Origin of the sequence: Chitinophaga sp. OAE865 (genome assembly GCF_040546735.1) — a bacterium.
Lineage (GTDB): Bacteria > Bacteroidota > Bacteroidia > Chitinophagales > Chitinophagaceae > Chitinophaga > Chitinophaga polysaccharea_A.
Window position 1 is genome coordinate 3004620 of record NZ_JBEPOF010000001.1, and the last position, 20360, is coordinate 3024979.

Annotated in this window: 16 protein-coding genes and 2 tRNA genes; 9 read left to right on the top strand and 9 right to left on the bottom strand. The window is 47.2% G+C overall.

The features are described from left to right. Positions 1-99 precede the first annotated feature (99 nt). From ABIE50_RS12240 to ABIE50_RS12250, 3 genes are all read right to left on the bottom strand, one after another. Positions 100-687, bottom strand: a complete 588-nt coding sequence (locus ABIE50_RS12240; protein ID WP_209861208.1) for a DUF445 domain-containing protein — start codon at positions 685-687, stop codon at positions 100-102. A gap of 122 nt (positions 688-809) precedes the next feature. Then, positions 810-883, bottom strand: a tRNA-His gene (locus tag ABIE50_RS12245). A gap of 127 nt (positions 884-1010) precedes the next feature. Then, a tRNA-His gene (locus ABIE50_RS12250) sits at positions 1011-1084 on the bottom strand. Positions 1085-1508: 424 nt separating this feature from the next. On the opposite strand from ABIE50_RS12250, the gene ABIE50_RS12255 reads away from it, so the two are divergent. Continuing rightward, the gene (locus ABIE50_RS12255) at positions 1509-2714 is read left to right on the top strand and encodes a hypothetical protein (protein ID WP_142682948.1); all 1206 of its coding nucleotides are present in this window, start codon (positions 1509-1511) and stop codon (positions 2712-2714) included. Between the two features lie 227 nt (positions 2715-2941). Beyond that, a complete protein-coding gene (locus tag ABIE50_RS12260) occupies positions 2942-3484 on the top strand; it encodes a DUF8685 domain-containing protein (RefSeq protein WP_142682947.1) in 543 nt (180 codons plus the stop codon). Here ABIE50_RS12260 and ABIE50_RS12265 read toward each other — a convergent pair. After that, positions 3481-4581, bottom strand: a complete 1101-nt coding sequence (locus tag ABIE50_RS12265) for a lipase family protein (protein ID WP_209861206.1) — start codon at positions 4579-4581, stop codon at positions 3481-3483. The genes ABIE50_RS12260 and ABIE50_RS12265 overlap by 4 nt on opposite strands. Before the next feature lie 135 nt (positions 4582-4716). Between ABIE50_RS12265 and aspA the strand changes: the two genes are divergently transcribed. After that, positions 4717-6120, top strand: coding sequence for an aspartate ammonia-lyase (gene aspA / locus ABIE50_RS12270; protein ID WP_209861204.1), 1404 nt, complete (start codon positions 4717-4719; stop codon positions 6118-6120). Between the two features lie 222 nt (positions 6121-6342). On the opposite strand, the gene ABIE50_RS12275 is transcribed toward aspA, so the two are convergent. Continuing rightward, positions 6343-8802, bottom strand: coding sequence for an MG2 domain-containing protein (locus ABIE50_RS12275; protein WP_209861202.1), 2460 nt, complete (start codon positions 8800-8802; stop codon positions 6343-6345). Positions 8803-8923: 121 nt separating this feature from the next. Here ABIE50_RS12275 and ABIE50_RS12280 point away from each other — a divergent pair, with 121 nt between their 5' ends. Next, positions 8924-10168, top strand: coding sequence for a BaiN/RdsA family NAD(P)/FAD-dependent oxidoreductase (locus ABIE50_RS12280; protein WP_209861200.1), 1245 nt, complete (start codon positions 8924-8926; stop codon positions 10166-10168). Positions 10169-10392: 224 nt separating this feature from the next. Here the strand turns inward: ABIE50_RS12280 and ABIE50_RS12285 are convergent, their stop codons facing one another. After that, positions 10393-11022, bottom strand: coding sequence for a deoxynucleoside kinase (locus tag ABIE50_RS12285; RefSeq protein WP_209861198.1), 630 nt, complete (start codon positions 11020-11022; stop codon positions 10393-10395). A gap of 17 nt (positions 11023-11039) precedes the next feature. Continuing rightward, positions 11040-11525: a 2-amino-4-hydroxy-6-hydroxymethyldihydropteridine diphosphokinase gene (gene folK, locus ABIE50_RS12290; RefSeq protein ID WP_209861196.1), complete on the bottom strand. Its 486-nt coding sequence runs from the start codon at positions 11523-11525 to the stop codon at positions 11040-11042. Positions 11526-11611: 86 nt separating this feature from the next. Here folK and sppA point away from each other — a divergent pair, with 86 nt between their 5' ends. The 5 genes from sppA (at position 11612) to ABIE50_RS12315 (ending at position 16467) form a co-directional block, all read left to right on the top strand. Continuing rightward, positions 11612-13363, top strand: a complete 1752-nt coding sequence (sppA, locus tag ABIE50_RS12295) for a signal peptide peptidase SppA (RefSeq protein ID WP_209861194.1) — start codon at positions 11612-11614, stop codon at positions 13361-13363. A gap of 286 nt (positions 13364-13649) precedes the next feature. Then, positions 13650-14756, top strand: a complete 1107-nt coding sequence (locus ABIE50_RS12300) for an ABC transporter permease (RefSeq protein WP_209861192.1) — start codon at positions 13650-13652, stop codon at positions 14754-14756. A gap of 39 nt (positions 14757-14795) precedes the next feature. Continuing rightward, positions 14796-15326 (top strand): SRPBCC family protein, encoded by a 531-nt coding sequence (locus ABIE50_RS12305; RefSeq protein ID WP_209861190.1) that lies wholly within the window; start codon positions 14796-14798, stop codon positions 15324-15326. A gap of 11 nt (positions 15327-15337) precedes the next feature. After that, a complete protein-coding gene (locus tag ABIE50_RS12310) occupies positions 15338-15868 on the top strand; it encodes an SRPBCC family protein (RefSeq protein ID WP_209861188.1) in 531 nt (176 codons plus the stop codon). A 104-nt stretch (positions 15869-15972) separates the two neighbouring features. Next, positions 15973-16467 carry a DUF2911 domain-containing protein gene (locus ABIE50_RS12315; protein WP_209861186.1) on the top strand — a complete coding sequence of 165 codons (495 nt, stop codon included), beginning with the start codon at positions 15973-15975 and terminating at the stop codon, positions 16465-16467. 56 nt (positions 16468-16523) lie between these two features. Here the strand turns inward: ABIE50_RS12315 and bioA are convergent, their stop codons facing one another. Together bioA and ABIE50_RS12325 are read right to left on the bottom strand one after the other, a co-directional pair. Beyond that, the gene (gene bioA, locus ABIE50_RS12320; protein ID WP_209861184.1) at positions 16524-17804 is read right to left on the bottom strand and encodes an adenosylmethionine--8-amino-7-oxononanoate transaminase; all 1281 of its coding nucleotides are present in this window, start codon (positions 17802-17804) and stop codon (positions 16524-16526) included. A 45-nt stretch (positions 17805-17849) separates the two neighbouring features. Continuing rightward, a complete protein-coding gene (locus tag ABIE50_RS12325) occupies positions 17850-20243 on the bottom strand; it encodes a hybrid sensor histidine kinase/response regulator (RefSeq protein ID WP_209861182.1) in 2394 nt (797 codons plus the stop codon). Positions 20244-20360 lie beyond the last annotated feature (117 nt).

The following is a 20360-nucleotide window of genomic DNA, read 5'->3' on the forward strand; positions in this document are numbered from 1 at the left end:
TTATGCGCAGGAAATCGCAAATATAAGCGCTAAGAGGTCTTAACAGTAGTTAACAAAGGGCGCTTATTAACAGTAGTTAACAGAGTGTTTTCAGGTGGATTAAAACAGGGAGATGGCCATGGTGATAAGCCCTGTAAGGAGGCCGCTGATGGCGCCGAGGAGTTTAAAACGGCTTAATTCCCGGCCGAGCAGGTTATGGGTAATGGTTTCCAGTTGTGCGGCGGAAATACCTGCTATTTTTCCTGAGACCATTTTCTCCAGGTTGAGGTCTTGTTCTACGTTATCGAGATACTGGCTGATCAGCACGGGGAACAGGGTGTCCAGTTCTGCTACCAGGTGTGTTTTTATCTGGTTTACAATGCTGTCGCCGATGAACATGGAGAGCACAGGCATTGCTTTTGGTAATCTTTCCCGCAGGAAGCTATCGAGGTGCGCTTCTACCAGCGGAATAATTTTTTTGATCTTCTCCGGGTCGGTCATTTTGCTTTTGATGTCTTCGAAGGAAAACTGTTGTGCTACCAATGTTCCTATACTATTTGCAAGTTGTGTTTGTTTTTTGGGAAACAATCCCTGCAGGGTGATAAAGCCCAGTTTAACGGGTTTATAAGGACGGAAAAGGAGGGTAACAGCCAGGCTATTGAGCAACCAACCGATGAGCGCAGCGATGAGGGGAAGGAAAAAGATCATTGAATGAATTGATTTTCACAAATGTAAAAATTCAGAGATCAAAAAGGAATAAAACAGACAGGGAAATGAAGATGATTGAAAATAAAAAAGGCTTCTTTTTACAGAAGCCTTTTTGCTTTTTGGGTGATTGAAGGGTTTCGAACCCTCGACCCTCAGAACCACAATCTGATGCTCTAACCAACTGAGCTACAACCACCATATTCAACGGTTACCCCGTTTTTGGGAGTGCAAATATAAGTGAAACTTTTATCTGGCCAATAATTTTTTTATACTTTTTAAAAATAAAAAAGGCCTCTTTTTACAGAAGCCTTTTTTGCTTTTTGGGTGATTGAAGGGTTTCGAACCCTCGACCCTCAGAACCACAATCTGATGCTCTAACCAACTGAGCTACAACCACCATTTTTAGTATTATTTCTTCGTTGGGAGTGCAAAGATAAGCGAAACTATTTTTAAATTCCAAATACTTTGAATAAAAAAAATTCAAGGAATTATATATAGATCATATTCCCCAAATGAAGCACCCGGCGCCCGATATTATGATCCTTTTCATTTGTTAATACCCGCCGGTAGTAACATTAACAAGCGCCTCTATTGGATCTTCCGGAAAAGATGTATCTTTGCGCACTTTCCCATTCCATTCCCATTTTTATAAGTGATTAATAATCAGTAGGATGTTAGTTTATGGCATCAGAGAAACTCCTGATTTCAGGTGGTTTAATGCCTTTTAGACCGGATAAGTTAACCAAGAGAGGAAAAATTTAACAAAATCCCTTTGCCAATAAATTAGTAAATAAGTATTAATATTTAATTGTATATACATTATGGATCAGCTTAAACTGAAGTTACAGGAGTACTATCAGCGTTACCAGCAAATGGACCAACGGGTAAAGCCTGGAAAGGAGGAGCCTGGTTTTGAGGACGTGCTGGACATGGAAAATGATATTCTTTCACAATTTGGATTGCCCGCATCCCGGCGCTTTGTGCAGATACTGCATGATTTTGTGCATCATGGTCATGTGAGCGACCAGTTGCTGGATTATGTAAGCAAGAAGTTGCGCACAGCTGCACGCAAGTACCTGCTGGCGCCTGTTATGTCGGACATTGACTTACTGGAAAGCGCCCGCGAACAGAAGCGCAGCGCTTACGATGTGTTGCCTGAACTGGGATACCCGGCACAGGAATATGCTTTATTTCTCATCGGTGAGCTGTTTTATCGCAGGAATATGGCCGCCGGCGATATCCTCGATGAATTAAAGAAAATGCAGCATTTCGACAGCTGGAACGACCTGATGCTGCTTAGTAAGATACATAACCATACCACTCATGAGCTGTATGCAAAACTGAAAAAACATGAGCTGCGCTTTATTGATGAGTTCATCCAGTTCACACGCCGCCAGGAACCATCCAGGCTGGTGAATAAACGCGCTACACCACTGGAAGACGGGTATACGCCTAACTATAAAACCATTACCAAAGTACAGGTAGAGGATATCATCTTTGACGAACAAACCACTCCCAGTCTGTTTGGTAAAATAAAAAGCGGCAGGGGATATGCCCGGATCACTATCAGCCTGGAGTTTTCAGAGCTGAACCAGATCCTTATGAGCAGCGATGAACTGGGCGTTGAAATCAGCAACCATATTAAGAAACGCCTGGCTAATCCTGCTGCGGAAAAACCAACGGTGATAGATATACGCGCTGAATTCGGTGATGTATTAAAGCTGGACAACTGCTACCTGGAAGTATATAAGCCGCAGCACAGGGAAGGAAATAAATGGGTGGAAGATAAAGATCACTTCTACTTTGTGGATAAAATCCTTACCAAGAAAGAATTTGAGAAACGTACCAAAGAAGCGGAAGTAAAACGTAAAATACAGGAATGCCTGGAGCTTATTGGCGGTTCCTATGTATACTATCAGCGCCTCCGCCGTTTGGGTATTACAGACGAGGAAGCCAAACTGCGTGCTGGTTTACAGGACGAGCTGTTGTTTAAATTGTCTTACTTCCTTAACAAAGTGAAGGAGTAAGCGGATTTTGTCTGACTCAGGATTTTGATGATTTCGCTGATTTTATTATTTTGGATTTAAAATGATTTGGGGAGATTTAAGCGGATACTTTCGCTTAAATCTCCCCAAATCATTTTAAATCATTTATAAAATCGAAAAAATAAAATCAGCGAAATCAGCGAAATCATCAAAATCCTGAGTCAGACAAAATCCGCGCAGAATTTTTTATGTTTACATAAAAAGAAGCAATGGAAGAACTTACTCTCGGTGTTGGCTCCCGGGTACAGCACGCACACTTTGGTCCAGGGGTTATTGTGGCGGTTAAATATGCCCAGTACCGCGTTACATTTATGGATCATGGTATTAAGATGATTGATAAAACAGATCCTTTATTTGAAGTGCTGGTTGCCGAAAATGCGACCCCGGAAGTGGAAACCACTTCTGATGTGGAAACATCGCTGTTAAAAATACTGCGCCTTTGGGGAGGTATTACGGAAGTGGTGCCGCTGGGTGATCGCTGGAGAGGCGGTCAGCTTATTCTTCAACCAGGGGATGCTTCACTGAAAGCAAAGGAACTGCCTATTGATACTTTCTTTCATAAAATAGTAATGCTGCGCGACCGTCTCCGTGTGCTGGAACAAAATATCAACAGCCATAAGGTGCTCACCGATGAAGAGAAAGTGAACATGCAGCAATACATTACCCGCATCTATGGTTCCCTTACTACTTTCAACGTATTATTCAGGGATAAGGAACATTGGTTCACGGGTGAAAAAAGCGGCAATGATTAATGCGCGTCTATATGATAGATCTGTTCCAGCTCCCAGCGGTATGCCTGGGGGAGATGATTGATAAAGATATTTTTTCCATCGAACGGGAACTTTTCATCGTAGCCTTCCACGGGGTATAAGATCACAGGTGTGCCTGCCGGCGTATAATTGTGACTGGTCACAAAATCCGGTCGCTGATACTCCGGCAGCAGCTTTTTTACCCGCTTGTAGGCCAGGCCGCCCAGTATACGCTGCATACGCCTGGAAGCCCTTTTGGCGGGGCGGTCCAGCCGGCCGTACATATAGCTCAATGCGCTCCGCACCGGCCATTTCTGCTTTTTTAATGTGCTTTTGATGTCGGTAAAAGGGCTCACCGTGTTGAAGTCGCGGGTTGTTTGCAGTGAGAAGGGTGTTTCCGGTACCCAGTCGCGCGTATTCACCACACGTAATCCCCATCCATCGCGGCAAATGTAATCGAAGTCGTATGCATAATACAGGTTGCCCGGCTTGGGCGCTGCACTGGCATATGTTTTAAAAATGATGTCCTTAGGCAAACCGGTAGTATATTGAAAATAAGAACGCATTAGGAAAGAAATAACACCACCCTGGCTATGCCCGAAAATGATAAATTCGTGTACCCCTTCCCGGTAGTAGTCATTAATTTTCCGGATCATTTCCGGTCCCATGGAAGCTACTGCCAGCATCCAGCCGGCGTGTACATAGGCCCTGGGATCTTCCGCCACTTTATAGGGCACTGAAGTGCTGTCGTTTAGCTTTACGATGCCTTGTGCAGGTATCATGCCGGCATAGAAATTCTCCAGCCATGAAGCTGCGGTGCCATTGGTACCGCGGATCACGATAATACCAACATTATCTTTTCTTTTCCACAGGTCCCAGCGATTTACCAGTCCCGATTCAGCAGAGCGGTATACCAGCTCGCAGTCGCGGGGCGGTGTACTGGTTACTTTGGTCCATGGCGTATCCCTGGAACGCTCGGCCAGCTTCAGTAATTCACCATATTCTGCTGCATTGAAGTGGGGCGACAGATGCTGTGCAAAGCAATGACATCTTATTGAAAATAAAATTAGAAAACAGAACAGTGAAACACGAAACCCCATAGAAAATAACAAATTATAAATGACCAATGACGAACGAATAGTAACAAAAGTGCCGCACTTTAAAATAAACTAAAACAATTAAGATAATACTGTTGTTCTAAATGCGTTTAACTTTCAGCCTAAATTACTTTAAATATGGCAAAGAGAATTGAGCATGATTTCCTCGGGGAAAAAGAAATTCCTCATGATGTATATTACGGCATTCAAACGCTTCGTGCAATAGAAAACTTTCACATTACCGGTATTCCCCTGAAGGTAGAGCCTATGTTTGTACAGGCCCTGGGCTATGTTAAAAAAGGTGCAGCCATGGCTAACCGCGATCTCGGCGTGCTCGATAAAAATATAGCAGAATATATTATTAAGGCAGCAGACCGTGTGATTGCCGGTGAGTTCAACGACCAGTTCCTCAGCGATCTTATACAAGGTGGCGCGGGCACATCTGTAAACATGAACGCCAACGAAGTTATTGCCAATGTAGCGCTGGAAATGATGGGCAAAGAAAAAGGACAGTATGAATTCTGCCATCCCAACAATCATGTGAACTGCTCACAATCCACCAACGATGCTTACCCTACCGCCTTCCGTATTGCACTGATCAATAAGCTCACTGGTTATAAAACCACCCTGGGCGACCTGGCAGATGCATTCCATGCGAAAGGGGAAGAGTTTAAGGATGTACTGAAAATGGGCCGTACCCAGCTACAGGACGCAGTGCCCATGAGCATGGGCGATGAGTTCAAAGCGTTTGCCACTAATATCAATGAGGAATTGTCGAGGGTGGAAGAAAGTAAACGGCTTATCTCTGAAATCAATATGGGAGCTACTGCTATCGGTACCGGTGTGAATACCCCCAGGGGCTATTCTGAACTGGTTACCAAGCACCTTTCGGCTATCACCGGGCTGGACCTGGTGCTGGCGGCTGATCTTATTGAAGCCACTGTAGACACCGGCGCATACGTACAATTGTCTGGTGTGTTGAAACGTACTGCCGTAAAGATCTCTAAAATATGTAATGATCTCAGGCTGCTTTCCTCCGGCCCACGTACAGGGCTAAACGAAATTAACCTGCCGCCTATGCAGCCCGGATCCTCCATCATGCCAGGGAAGGTAAACCCGGTGATCCCTGAAGTGGTGAATCAAACGGCCTTTTATGTGATCGGCGCTGATCTGATGGTGACGATGGCCGCGGAAGCAGGACAGCTGCAGCTGAATGTAATGGAGCCTACCATCGCTTTTGCCCTTTTCACAGCTATCACCTATATGAACAATGCCTGCAGGGCGCTGAAAGACAAATGCGTGGTTGGTATCACTGCCAATGCAGACCGCACCAGGGATATGGTGATGCATAGCATAGGCATTGTTACGCAGCTCAACCCTATTATCGGCTATGAGAAATGCTCCGCTATAGCACGGGAAGCATTGGAAACGGGCAAGTCTGTACACGACCTGGCAGTAAAAGAAAAGAAATGGGTAACACAGGAGAAGTGGGATGAAATTTTCACTTTTGATAACCTTATAAGGCCACAGTTCATACAGTAGCGGATTTTGTCTGGTGCGAATTTTGTCTGACTCAGGATTTAGATGATTTCGCTGATTTCGCTGATTTTATTACTTTGGATTAAAAATGATTTGGGGAGATTTAAGCGGATACTTTCGCTTAAATCTCCCCAAATCATTTTTAATCATTTATAAAATCTAAAAAATAAAATCAGCGAAATCAGCGAAATCATCTAAATCCTGAGCCAGACAAAACCCGCGTGTTTAGAACTCCTGCTCCAGGTGTCCTACGCTGCCATCTTCGCCAATGCCTTCTGCTACGAGGCGGAAACGTTTGGTGAAGTCGTTGTTATAGAATTCCACCCTGGCAGTATGCGTGAGCGTGTCTATCACTACGTTTGGATTCCAGTAAAGCGTGAGGCGTTTATCAGGTAGTGCGTGCACTTCTTTTTTCACGGAGTAGTCTGGTGAATAGAATTGTTTCACGATCTGGTAGCCGGCTTTTTTATATAGCTTGAAGCCCCGGATGCTCGGATCATTTTTGGGCGAGTTATCGCCACCTTTTTTGGTGTATACAGCGATGGCGCCGTTAGCGCCGCCGAAGCCACCCATAAAGGGAGGGCGGAATACTTTAATGAGCGCAATGTCCTGGATGGAGAGGGTGCTCAGCATACTCACGTCCGATTGCATTTCATTGAGGTATAATCCCGGTGCGCCTCCACGCCAGGAGAGGGTTGGATTGTTATAGTCGCCCGTAATCTGCAGTCCAGCTACTTTTGATTGCAGGTATTGGAATACGTTGAGCGCAATAGGTGTTTCTTTTGTTAGGTCGAAAGTGTATCCATCGCCGCCGGAGAACATGCCGGAGGTATAGCGTTTCTCCGTGGTTTCTTCCGGCTTCACTTTTTTCGCATTTACATTTACTTCCTGCAGGTATACTGTTTTATTGTTGATAGAACGGTTCACCTTATTTCCTTCTGCGGCATTGGCAAGGAATTGTTTCAATGCATTATTATCCACCGCAGGTGGTACCCGCAGCGGGAAAGGAATTTTAATTTGGGTAGGGCGTTCAAAGAAGTGATTGTCGAACTTCACATTCACATCCACTCCTTTTTTTACGAGGTCGTTGCCCTGGTAGTAGATGTAGGCGGTATCCGGGAATATCATGTTGGCCATTTCAAACTGTCCTTTATCGTTGATGGGTGTAGAAGCAAACATGGAGGAGCTGTCTATCGGCAGGCGGATGATCATATCCAGTTTACCGGTAGGCATCGGGCGTCCATTGAGCATGGTGGCTACACCTTTCATAAGCAGACCTTGTTCGTAAGGGAACCTTACTTCAGGGAATTCGTTGTTAACAATTTTTTCCCAGCTGAACCGTCTCCATCCGTTGGTCATCATTACGAGGTCCAGTGCTTTCAGTGTTGAATCGGCATCGTTGCGGAAATACCAGGATGGGTTATAGATATATCCTTTGATGTCGGAGGTAAGCAGGAAGCTGGAAATGATATTGTTCGAGTTTTTATCTACCGGCACCGCGTCCGCATCCGTGATGGATACAGAGATATTGGTTTGCATAGTGTCGGGCAGTCTCAGTTCAAAAGCATTCTTTGTTCTCGGTTCTTTATGGATATCAGCGTCCAGTACATCTATCTGCATCAGATCATTTTTACGGACAAAGGCCAGTCGCTCTGCGAGCGGCATACCTGATTTCGCAAAAAGGGTGATCTGGACAATACCAGAGGGGAGATGATCAGCTGGAATAAATCCGCTGATGCGGCCTTCCCCTGCATCGAGGTTGGCTTTGTATACCAGCTGGCTGCCCATCTGGCCAATGATCACCAGGTCATTTATGGAAGTATCGGTTACATTGCCGAGTACGGCCTGGTAAAATATGCGGTTACCTTTATTGAATACCTTCAGGGAGGCGCCGGCGGCTACTGCAGCGGGAAGAGACACTGTTTTTGTTTGGCCCCTGCTGCTTTTTACCGTTGCCTGGAAGATGTCCTGTGCGTTGGCAGGAGTGATTTCAAAGGAGCCCATACCGTCATGTACGGTTTTGATCACTGCGGTGCTGGCGCCTTTGGCGTCTTTTACGGCGCCTGATATCTCTATCGGGTACCCGTTGTTATCGATAGCTTTAAATGCCACTACGTTTGGCTGGCCTACGATCAGGTTGCCACCTTCCGGGAAAAACTGTACTGCAAAGTCGGGAGCGGTGGCGCTGTCTGTTTCCGGCTGTGTTTTCTTTGAAGGGTCAAAGATCTCGATGGTCCGGGTATAACTGAAGGCGGGATCGAAGTTGAGCATCCAGGCGGTATAGGCCCGGAGCTGATATACACCTGCTTTTTGGGTTTCCGGCAGATCGAAGTTACCGGGTGCGCCGGCGTTGCCAACGGCAAACAGTTTCTTCTGCACAATGTTGTTATTTTTATCCAGCAGCTCCACATACAGGTTAGTAGCCGTAGTGGCGGGCATTCCCTGTAGTGTGAGGTAGGCTTTGAACCAGATGGTTTCGCCGGCTGCATAGTAGTCCTTATCAAGATGGAGGTATACCTTTTCGGCCGGGTAACGGCTGCCGAATGTTTGTAATGCCTTTATAATGCGGTCGGACCAGTCAGTAGGACGCGTTTGTATAGCTAGTGCACTCATTACGCCGCCTAACATCACGGCTGGTATTATCCATTTCAGAAATTGTCGCTTTTTCTTCAGGTTCGATTGCATGCAATATAGTTTGAGCGGGTATAATATATGTCAAAAATATAAACTTTGGAAGATTAATCAGTAAGATTACGGCAGGTTTGTTATTATTGCGTGTTCAACCTACGGTTTTAACAAGATTTTAATGAGCTCAGGAAAGAAACGTTTAGTGATAGCTGGCGGCGGTGCTGCCGGTTTTTTTTGTGCAGTGAACGCCGCGCGGCTGAGCCCCGGGCTGGAAGTGGTGCTGCTGGAAAAAACGGGAAAGCTGCTATCGAAAGTAAAGGTAAGTGGGGGCGGGCGTTGCAATGTTACGCACAATGCACCGGATATTACGTACATGGCTAAACGCTATCCCCGGGGGCAGAACTTTGTAAAGAAATCCTTTTCACGCTTCTTTGTGCCCGATACCATTGCCTGGTTCAGGGAAAGAGGTGTATTGCTGAAGGCGGAAGAAGATGGCCGCATGTTCCCGGTAACAGATGATTCGCAGACGATCATCGACTGCCTCCTGCGGGAAGCAGATAAGTACCATCTTACTATACGCACCAATACAGAAGTTACTTCCTTTAAAAAAGACAGCGACGGGCGCTGGCGCCTTCAATTGCAGCAGGGATCGGACCTTGCGGCCGACTATTTATGCATTGCAGCCGGAGGCTATGCGCAGGCGGCAAAATTTGCCTGGCTGGAACAAACCGGGCATAGCATCGTACCACCGGCGCCATCGCTGTTTACCTTCAATATGCCGGGCAACCCCGTTACCAGCCTGATGGGAGTAGCCACCACTGCGCAGGTAAAGGTAGCAGGCACTAAACTACAGGAACAAGGCCCTTTGCTGGTCACCCACTGGGGTATGAGCGGCCCTGCGGTATTACGGTTGTCGGCCTGGGGAGCCAGGGAATTGCAGCAGTTACAGTATACCTTCACTGCTATTGTAAACTGGATCCCTTCCTACAATGAAAATACCCTGCGGGAGCAGTGGCAGGACCTGCGCTTTGAACTGGGGAAGCAAAAGATATACAATAAAAACCCTTTTGGACTGCCGCAGCGGCTCTGGCAATTCCTGCTGCAACAGGCAGGTGTGGGGGAAGAGATGAGATGGGCAGACGTACCGGCGAAAGATCAGAACCGTTTGATGAAACTATTGGTGGGCATGGAGTTCCCGGTGAAGGGCAAAACTACTTTTAAGGAAGAATTTGTTACCTGCGGGGGCGTTGCCCTCAGCGAAATAGACCCGGCTACCATGGAAAGCCGGCTGGTACCCAACCTTTTCTTCGCGGGAGAGGTAATGGATGTAGACGGGATCACGGGTGGTTTCAATTTTCAGCACGCCTGGACCAGCGGGTTCGTTGCGGCCAGCGCGATTGCAGCGCGCGCGGATCTTGTCTGACGCGGATTTTGTCTGACTCAGGATTTAGATGATTTCGCTGATTTCGCTGATTTTATTACTTTGGATTAAAAATGATTTGGGGAGATTTAAGCGAAAGTATCCGCTTAAATCTCCCCAAATCATTTTAATCATTTATAAAATCTAAAAAATAAAATCAGCGAAATCAGCGAAATCATCTAAATCCTGAGTCAGACAAAATCCGCGTCAGACAAAATCCGCGGTGGTCATAACCTGAGGTAATGAACTCCCGGTTCGTATTCCTTTTCAAGCGCCTGCAGCAGGTGATCGAAATCCGCCGGTTGCCGCAGGAAATCCACTTTGGTGGTATCTACCATCAATGTGCGCACAGGATGCTGCTTGATATATTGCATATACATATCGTGCACATTCATCAGGTATTCGTCGGGTATCTGTTGCTCGTAGGAGCGGTTACGGTGACGGATATTCTCCTGCAGTTTTGTGACCGGCGCATTCAGGAATATCAGCAGCTCAGGTTGTACCAGCTGCGGATTAATAATGTCGAAGAGCTTCTGGTAAAGAGAGTATTCTTCTTCCGGCAAATTAATTTTTGCAAACAACAGGCTTTTTATAAACAGGTAATCGGAAATGATCACATCGCTGAAAAGGTCCTGGGACTGCAGCATTTCCTTCAGTTGTTTATACCGCTCTGCCATAAAGAACAGTTCCAGCGGAAAGGCATACTGCTGCGGGCGTTCGTAAAAAAGAGGGAGGAAAGGATTATCTGCAAATTCTTCCAGTATCAGCTTTGCAGAAAAATGGGTAGCGAGCATATTGGCCAGCGTAGTTTTGCCGGCGCCGATATTCCCTTCTACCGTAATGAATTTATAACGCATGAAGATAGGTTTAAAATTTAGTCCTGGTAACGGTTTGCCGGTAATGTATCCGGGCAGGATGCCGCCAGCTCCCGTACCGTTTTATGTAACACCGGATGCATATAGTCCGGTATTATTTCCATCAGGGGCACCAGCACAAACTGCCGCAGGTGCATCCGCGGATGCGGTATTTTCAGCTCCGGCAGGGAATGAATGCTATCATTAAAAAAGATCAGGTCGATATCAATTACCCTGGCCCCCCATTTTTCCTGGCGGATACGGCCTATCTTTCTTTCTATCTCTAACAGTGTATGCAATAACGTTAGTGCATCCAATGGTGTGCGGATCTCAACCCCCTGGTTCAGGTAATCCGGTTGATCCACGGCTCCCCAGGGAGCGGTCTGGTATAAGGCTGAGGTTTGTACTACCTCTCCGGCTGTCTGAGCGATCAGTTGTACCGCCTTTTGAAGGTTCCCGGTACGGTCACCCAAATTGCCACCTATAAGTAATATTGCTGTATTCATGTATATTTCAAGTCTCAAAAGTAGCCATATTCCTTATTTTTGAAAAAATGTATCTTTCCATCTCAGTTTCATCTTAACCAAAAAGTATGCGTTTCTTTAAAGTTTTCCTGGCCGCATTCCTTGCATTCGTAGCATTTACAGCAATATGCTTCTTTATATTGCTGATAATGATAGGTAAGGCCATTACCCCTGAAAAGGTAACAATTTCCCCCAATAGCGTACTCGTGCTCGAAACAGGGCAATCGTACAACGAACAGAAAGTAGTTAACCCATTGGGAGCCCTGATGAATGATGAATCTGCAGAAACGCCGGGATTATACCAGGTAGTAAGACTCATAGAGAATGCTGCAGGCGACGACAACATTAAAGGCATCTACCTGAAAGTAAACGGGAACCCCAACGGCTTTGCCAGCACAGAAGAATTGCGTAATGCCCTTCTCCGTTTCCGGAAGTCCAGGAAATTTGTGTATGCCTACGGTGAAGTAATGGACCAGAATGCCTATTACCTGGCCAGTGCGGCAGATAAAGTATACCTGAACCCCAAAGGCGGGGTGGATTTTACCGGCTTTGCCAGCCAGATCATGTTCCTCAAAGGAACCCTGGATAAACTGGAGATCAAACCGGAAATTTTTTACTGCGGAAAATTCAAAAGCGCCACAGAACCACTGCGTGAAACACAGATGACAGACGCCAACCGTATCCAAACCACCCAGTTCCTGGGTGAACTGTATGGCACCTTCCTGGAAGGCATCAGTGCCGTACGCAACATTGATACAGCTACTTTGCACAGCTATGCCAATGAAAACCTGATCCAGCAAGCCAGCGATGCGCTGAAATATAAACTGGTAGACGGTTTGAAGTATGATGACGAAGTAACGGCAGAACTCAAAAGCAAAACAGGCATCAAACAGGACGAAACAGCCAACCTGGTGACACTTGGGAAATATAACAGTGGCACCGATCTTTCTTCCGGCAGCGGAGATGCTCGGCTGGCCCTGATCTATGCTGAAGGGGATATTATTAGCGGCGAATCAGAGCGTGATAAAACCATTGCAAGTGATGACTATATCCGCGAAATCCGCAAAGCCCGTGAAGATAAAAATGTAAAGGCCATCGTGTTCCGTGTGAACTCCGGCGGTGGCAGCGCATTGGCGTCTGAAGTGATATGGCGCGAACTCTCACTGGCGAGGAAAGTAAAACCGGTGGTAGTATCAATGGGTGATTATGCTGCCTCCGGCGGATATTATATTTCCTGCATGGCCGACAGTATTTTTGCAGAGCCCAATACCTTAACCGGTTCTATCGGTGTATTCGGTGTGATGTTCAATATGCAGGACTTCTTCAAAAATAAGGCAGGCGTTACCTTCGACGGTGTTAAAACTGCTCCCTATGCGGATCTCGGCTCTGTTGGCCGCCCGCTTACAGATGCAGAGAGGCGTTTTATACAGAGCGGTGTAGACAGTATCTATGCATCTTTCAAATCCCGCGTGATAGCGGGCCGTAAACTGGCTCCAGCTATTGTGGACAGCATTGCACAGGGGCATGTTTGGAGTGGCTTAAGGGCAAAGGAACTGGGCCTGGTAGACCGTATCGGTGGTATCAACGAAGCGCTGGCGTGTGCAGCAAAGCTGGCCAAGCTATCGGAATACCGTTTAAGGGAATTCCCGGAGGCAAAAAATCCCCTGAGCAAACTGGCCAAAACCTTTGGAGGTAACATGCGCACGCAGATGGTGAAGAAGGAACTGGGCGCCAATTATGAAATATACCAGCAGATAAAAGATGTTCAGCAGCTACACGGCGATATCCAGGCGAGAATGCCGTTTAAGTATAACTTCTAGGTGATCGCAGCGGATTTTGTCTGACTCAGGATTAAACTGATTACGCTGATTACGCTGATTGGATTTTGTAAATGATTAAGAAGATTTGGGGAGATATAAGCGGATATCGCTTTTATCTCCCCAAATCCTTTAAAATCAGAAATAATCAAATCAGCGTAATCAGCGTAATCAGTTTAATCCTGAGTCAGACAAAATCCGCGTAATTCGCCGAAGGCGAACCATTTTTTCCTAAAAGAAGGGAAAAACGTTGTAGTTTTACCGCCGGTTTTTAAAATAGCAGAATCAGATGAATGGAGCGAAGTACAGCCAGTTGAGGGCCATGCTGGCCATTACCAAAGGAAGCCTGAGAGGTATTTTTCGCAGCCCTTCCGCAGTAGTGTTCAGTTTGGGATTCCCGCTGGTATTTATCCTGGTGTTTGGGTTTATTGGAAAAAGCACTGTTTCCGTTAAAGTGGGGATTGACAGGCGCACTGATATCAACAGCAGGTATTACCAGGAGCTGTCGCATGCCGGTACGCTGAAACTGGTTACCGACCAGCCGGAAGCAGAGATGGAGGATGATCTGAAGAAAGGCCGCCTGGTGGCTATCCTGAACATTGTGCCAAAGGAAGGGGCCAACCATGTAACTGCATACGACATTAATATCCGGACTTCTACCGCCTCTGATGCCGCGAAAAAGATAACCCTGGTATCCATCCTCAAAAGTATTGCCGGCAAGCTGGACGACGAAACTTATAAACGCCCTACCGTAGCCACTTTTACACAAACAGAGGTGCCGGGGCGCGAATTCAAGACCATCGACTTTATCCTGCCCGGACAGTTGGGCTTTGCCCTGATGAGCGCCGCCGTTTTTGGTACCGCCTTCCTGTTTTACAATATGCGCCAAACGCTGGTACTCAAGCGTTTCTTTGCCACGCCGATCAAACGTACTTACATTGTACTGGCGGAAGCATTGAGCCGGATGATCTTCCAGCTCATCAGCTCCGTGGTGATCATTGCCCTGGGGCACTTCGCTTTTGGTTTTACGCTGGTGCACGGCTTTGCCACTTTTCTGGAAATGCTGGTATTGTCTGTATTCGGGCTGCTGGTATTCATGGGTTTTGGTTTCGTGGTGAGCAGCCTGGCAAAGAACGAAAGCACCATTCCGCCACTGGCCAATATTGTTACCCTGCCGCAGTTCCTGCTGGCAGGTACCTTTTTTCCGATAGATTCCTTCCCTGGCTGGTTGCAGCCGATATGTAAGATCATGCCGCTCACCTACCTGATAGACGCCCTCAGGAAAGTCGCCTTTGAAGGGCTGCATCTTTGGAATGTAGGCTGGGAACTTGCCATCCTTACTTTATGGGGTGTTGTCGTATATGCGGTAGCCGTGAAAGTATTCAAGTGGGAATAAGGCGATTTCGTTAGCTTTGTGGGATCTAAATCCAGTCACATGCAAGCCTTTTTCATTATCCTGGGTGCGTTTATTGTCCTTGTGCTGGGGCTTTTCATTTTCAGTTTATTCCTGTCTCCCGCCGTTAAGGTGGAACGTTCGCTGGTAATAACGGCTGCGCCCGGGGATATTTTCCCGCTGCTGAACGTAGTACGCAACTGGGAGCTATGGTCGCCCTGGAAAGAGCAGGACCCTGCCGTTAAAATCACCTACGGGGAAAAGGAGAGTGGTGTGGGCGCCGGTTACAGCTGGGAAAGCCGTAACAGGAACGTTGGCAAAGGACATATGACCATCACAGAATCCAAACCGGACCAGCAGGTAGTTACCCATATCGATTTTATGGGCATGGGCGCTACCAAAGGCTATTTCCGCCTGGATCCGGTAAATGGCGGTACCCTGGTCACCTGGGGGATGGTATGCGATATGGGGCAGCACCCTATCCGCAAAGTGATGGGGCTGATGATGGACAAATGGGTAGGGAAAGATTTTGAGAAAGGACTGGCAAACATAAAGCGGCTCCTTAAAGGATAATATATTTTTCTATGCGGTTTATTAAGTTGTTACTGATCGGCGTGATCATTTTAGGCATGGTGATTTTCGTACTGTCGCTGGCATTTCCCTCTACTGCAGTAGTGGAGCGTACCGGCGTGATACAGGCGCCTATTGATACGGTGTATGCACATATCAGTAACCTGAAAGCCTGGGATACCTGGAACCCCTGGACCCGTCCTGATACCACTGCCACATTGGTGTATTCTGATCCGCCATCAGGAAAAGGCGCCTGGTACAGCTGGAACGGAAAGCTCAACAGCGGAAAGGTAACGGTGCTCGACAGCGATCCGGCAAAAGGAATGCATTATTTGCTTGATATTAAAAGCGTGCGGCCGGTAAACGGGGGAATAGAGCTGAAACCCACCGCAGATGGAAAGGCAACGGCGGTTTTCTGGCATATGGAAATTAAACTGGGCATGCTGCCCTGGTGGAAACTGAGAGGATTTGTTGCAGACAGGGTATATGGACCGGCCATGAGCAATGGTTTGACAAAATTGAGCCGTATTTGTGAAGCAAAATAATATGGAGTTATTTTACCATTGATCCAATAGTTTTGCCCGCGATGGTTTTTATGATTTAAATTGTTACCGTATCTCAACAACTTCTTACAGAAAAAACTAAAAAAATGAAACATTTCTTTTTGGCAACCTTATTTCTGGCCTTTACCAGCCTCGTTTTTGCTCAGGAGAAGGCTCGTAAAAGCCCCCACGTTACAGTAGAAGCCAACGGTATTAAAGTAGTGTACGGACAACCGTCCAAAAAAGGCCGCGAAATTTTTGGTAAACTGGAACCATTTGGTAAAGTATGGCGTACAGGCGCTGATGAAGCCACCGAAATTACTTTTAATAAAGACGTGGTATTTGGTGGTAAACCCGTAAAAGCCGGCACTTACACTTTATTCTCTATTCCAGATCCTAAAACCTGGACCGTTATCCTGAATGGTAAACTGGGGCAGTGGGGCGCATATGATTACGATAAGAATAAAGGACAGGATGTAGTTTCCGTAAAAGTAAAACGCGAAGCACTGTCTACCCCGGTAGAAAAACTGACCTTCACCTTACCCGGAAATGCCGTGGTATTTGAATGGGACGATACTAAAGTATCTGTACCGGTTAAATAATTTCACCGGAAAAATACCAGGGGCACAGGCATCAGGCCTGTGCCCCTTTTTTATGACTATGATAAAGTGCCCAGCAGTTCGTGGATACTGTTGTATACTTCGTTCAGCTGCTCATTGGTGATGCAGTAGGGGGGGAGTATATAAAGGGTATTGCCAAGTGGCCGCAGCATCACTCTTTTAGCCCGGAAAAAACGGTGCAGATCATCTGCCAGTGCATTCGTGTAACCATCGGCGTTAGCAGTTACTATTTCAAAGGCGAGGATGGTGCCCAGGAGTCTTGGATTTTTTATTACCGGATATTTGCGCAGCTCTTCCAGGAATGCCGCATGCTTTTCGTGTATACGTTCCCGGTTTGCCATGCAGGCAGGGTCGGTAAACAGGTCGAGGCTGGCCAGCGCTGCGGTGCAGGCCAGGGGATTAGCGGTAAAGGAATGGCCATGAAACAGTGTTTTCAGCTTATCGCTGGAAAGAAAGGCTTCATATACTTCAGCGGTGCTGGTAGTTACCCCCAGCGCCATGGTGCCGCCGGTGAGCCCTTTGGAAAGACAAATAATATCCGGCAGCGTTTCCAGGTATTCCATCGCAAAGTTTTTCCCCGTTCTGCCAAAGCCCGTCATTACTTCATCCGCAATCAGCAATATATTTTTGCTGGCGCAAAACCGGAGCAATTGTTCAAAAGCGGCAGCATCATACATCACCATACCACCTGATCCCTGGAGCAGGGGCTCAAAAACAAATGCCGCTATATCTTCCGGTTGCAGCGCAGTAATATTGTTTATAATCCGGGAGATGTTTTCCGCCGTAGGTACTTCTATGAACTGAACATCAAACAGGCGGTCATCAAAAACGCGGGTGAACACACTTCTGCCGCTTACGCTCATGGCGCCGAAAGTGTCGCCGTGATAGGCGTTGTGAAAGGCCAGTATCTTATGTTTAGGGATGCCTTTGTTGTCCCAGTACTGGATGGCCATTTTGAGCGCCACTTCTATGGCAGTGGAGCCGTTATCTGAATAAAAAACGCGGCGCTGATTGGGGGGAAGGATCTGTAACAGCCGTTCTGCCAGGTTAACCGCCGGGGGATGGGTATACCCCGCAAAGATGCAGTGTTCCAGCTGTAAGGCCTGTGCGGCCAGCTGCTGGGCAATATGCGGGTGTGCATGACCGTGAATATTCACCCACCAGCTGGAGGTGGCATCTATATAGCTGTTATTGTTTTCATCGAAAAGCAGCGCGCCTTCGCCACGCACAATACCAATAGGTGCGGGAGCTGTTTGCATTTGTGTGTAGGGATGCCAGATCACGTCCAGATCACGGGCCGACAAAGAAGATGTTTGCATAGTTGCTGGCTGTTGGTGCAGCCGCGAAGGTACTATAAAAGGGGATTATGTTTTCCTGTACTGCCCGAGTATGTTCAGCAGATCCTCTGCTGCATAAGGTTTGGGCAGCATATCCTTTACACGGAGATTAGCCAGCCGTTCTGTTACCTCCGGCATAATATCGGCCGTTAATACGATGATAAAGGCATCCGGCTGCAGGTGCTGGATATGGGGAATGGTTTCATAGCCGTTCATTTCCGGCATATGGAGGTCCAGTATGATCCCGTCAAAGGATTGTTCCTGCATTTTTTGCAGCGCCAGCCTGCCATTGCTGGCGGTTTCAATCTGCGCCCCTGAGTTCTTCAACTGTAGCTCAAGGATACGGATATTGATGGCATTGTCTTCCACCACCAGTAATTTCATGTTTCTCAAATATCCCACCCGTTGTTTGTTTTGCGGATGTATGTCTCCGCTTTTGGTTTCCGGTATTGCAAAACTGATATCAAAGCGGAAGGTAGTGCCTTCGTTTTTTTTACTTTCCAGGATAATATTACTGTTATGAAGTGCCACCAGTTTTTTGGTAATGGCCAGTCCCAGCCCCGTTCCGCCATGATGGCGGGTGGTGGCGGAATCTTCCTGTACAAACGTATCAAATATCTTATCCTGCATTTCCGGGATAATACCTACGCCGGTATCCTTTATTGCAAAGGAAAGGGTACAGGTATCTGCTTCCGTATTTATCCGGTGGACTTCCAGTATAACCGACCCCGAACCGGTAAATTTGATGGCGTTGTTCAGCAGGTTGTTGAGTATCTGCGATAATCTTACCGGGTCGCCCTTTAATGCAGGAGGTAAACGATCGAGCCGGGTCACCAGGTCAATTCCCTTGCCGGCGGCCATGGGCTGGTAATTCCGTATAATGCCTGTGAGCAGTGCTTCAGGGTCGAACGGTATGTTTTCAAGTTCAATCTTTCCTGATTCCATCTTACTGAAATCAAGGATATCATTGATGAGGCCCAGCAAATGATGCGCGGAAAACTGAAGGTTGTGCACCACTTCCGCCTGTTCCGGAGCAGGATTTTCCCCGAGGATACCGGCAATACCGATAATGGCATTGAGCGGTGTACGGATTTCGTGGCTCATTACTGATAAAAAATCACTTCTCGATTGTGCGGCTTTCTGTGCACTATCGCGGGCAGCGGTGAGCGCCAGCTCGGTATCTTTCTTATCCGTAATATCCATGATAATGCCCCTGAAATGCGTGAGCTGGCCATGATTGTTATATACAGCCCTGCCGATGGTACGCATCCAGGTTTGTTTTCCTTTGGCAGAAATATGCCGCAGCTCAAGGTCGTACGGCGTTTTATGAGCTGTCATTGCCTCCCTGGCAGCAATATAAGCTGGCTGGTCGTCGGGGTGCCAGAAAGTAACAGCGGAATGAAAGGAGACGGGAAAATCGTGTGGTATCTCTCTTAATTCGTATACTTCACGGGTCCAGTAGGTTTCCCCGGTGACTACATTAAATTCCCATCCGCCCATTTTCCCCATTTGCTGGCAGATGCCCAGCAGCTGGTTGCTCCGGCGTAGTTCCGATTGTGCCTGTAAATAATTGTTATTCTTTTTTTCTAATTCGGAGATATTCCGGATCATCAGCAGGATACGCCTGGGAGCGGGTGGTTTATCCTTTATGATCCGCATCTTCAGCTGGTACCAGTTTTCCGGTCCCTGCCGGATATCAGGATATACATACTCCTGGTCTTCCCCGGTTTGCAGCAATTTGTCGGCCACCCGGTCAAACGCGCCGGCATGTTCGCCAAGTGCTTCCCGGATGGTTTTACCGATCACTTCTTCCCTGGGCCGGAACAAGAGGCTGTCGTTACTGCACCATACCCTGGTAAAGATCTTTTGCTCATTCATCTCAAATAAGATATCATCCAGGGTAAGCATCAGGGAATCCCATTCGGATTTCAGCCGGGTGAATGCGGATTGCAGCTGTCGTGTTTCCTTTTCCCGGGCAGCATGATAATGATAATGCCCAAGTACCTGCAACAGGGGCTGCAGGAAAACAGCGGTATCTGAATAAGCGCTGCTGCCGGCCAGTCCTATCACCGCCATTACCTGTTGCTGGTGTATCACCGGCAACCCGATAAAGGCCGGTGTGGTATCGTCTGCGGGAAGAGCCAGGGGCATCCCGCTGTTGGCTACCTTCTGCAATGCGGGGGTAAAATTCCATCCGTGTTCGGGCGCATGATTGATAATGGTAATAGTATGCAGTTGCGGCGGCGTATTGTTTTTCTTTAACTCCCCCACAAAACCGTAAGCACTTACTGTTAGTTCCATCAGTTGTCCTAACATTTGCTGAACAGCATGATCGGGATGTTCCTGCAATCCATAGTCTGCAGGAATACTGCCAATGATATTCAGTAACTTTTGCTGACGCAACGCTGCAGTAGCCGGCATGAGCGTGTTGGTTTTATTTAATGCAAAAAAAGAGGCCAGATTATGAAAGCCGGGGTAATTACATTGATACCGGGGAAATAAAATTAGGGAATTAACGGGAGAAAACGAACAGGGAAT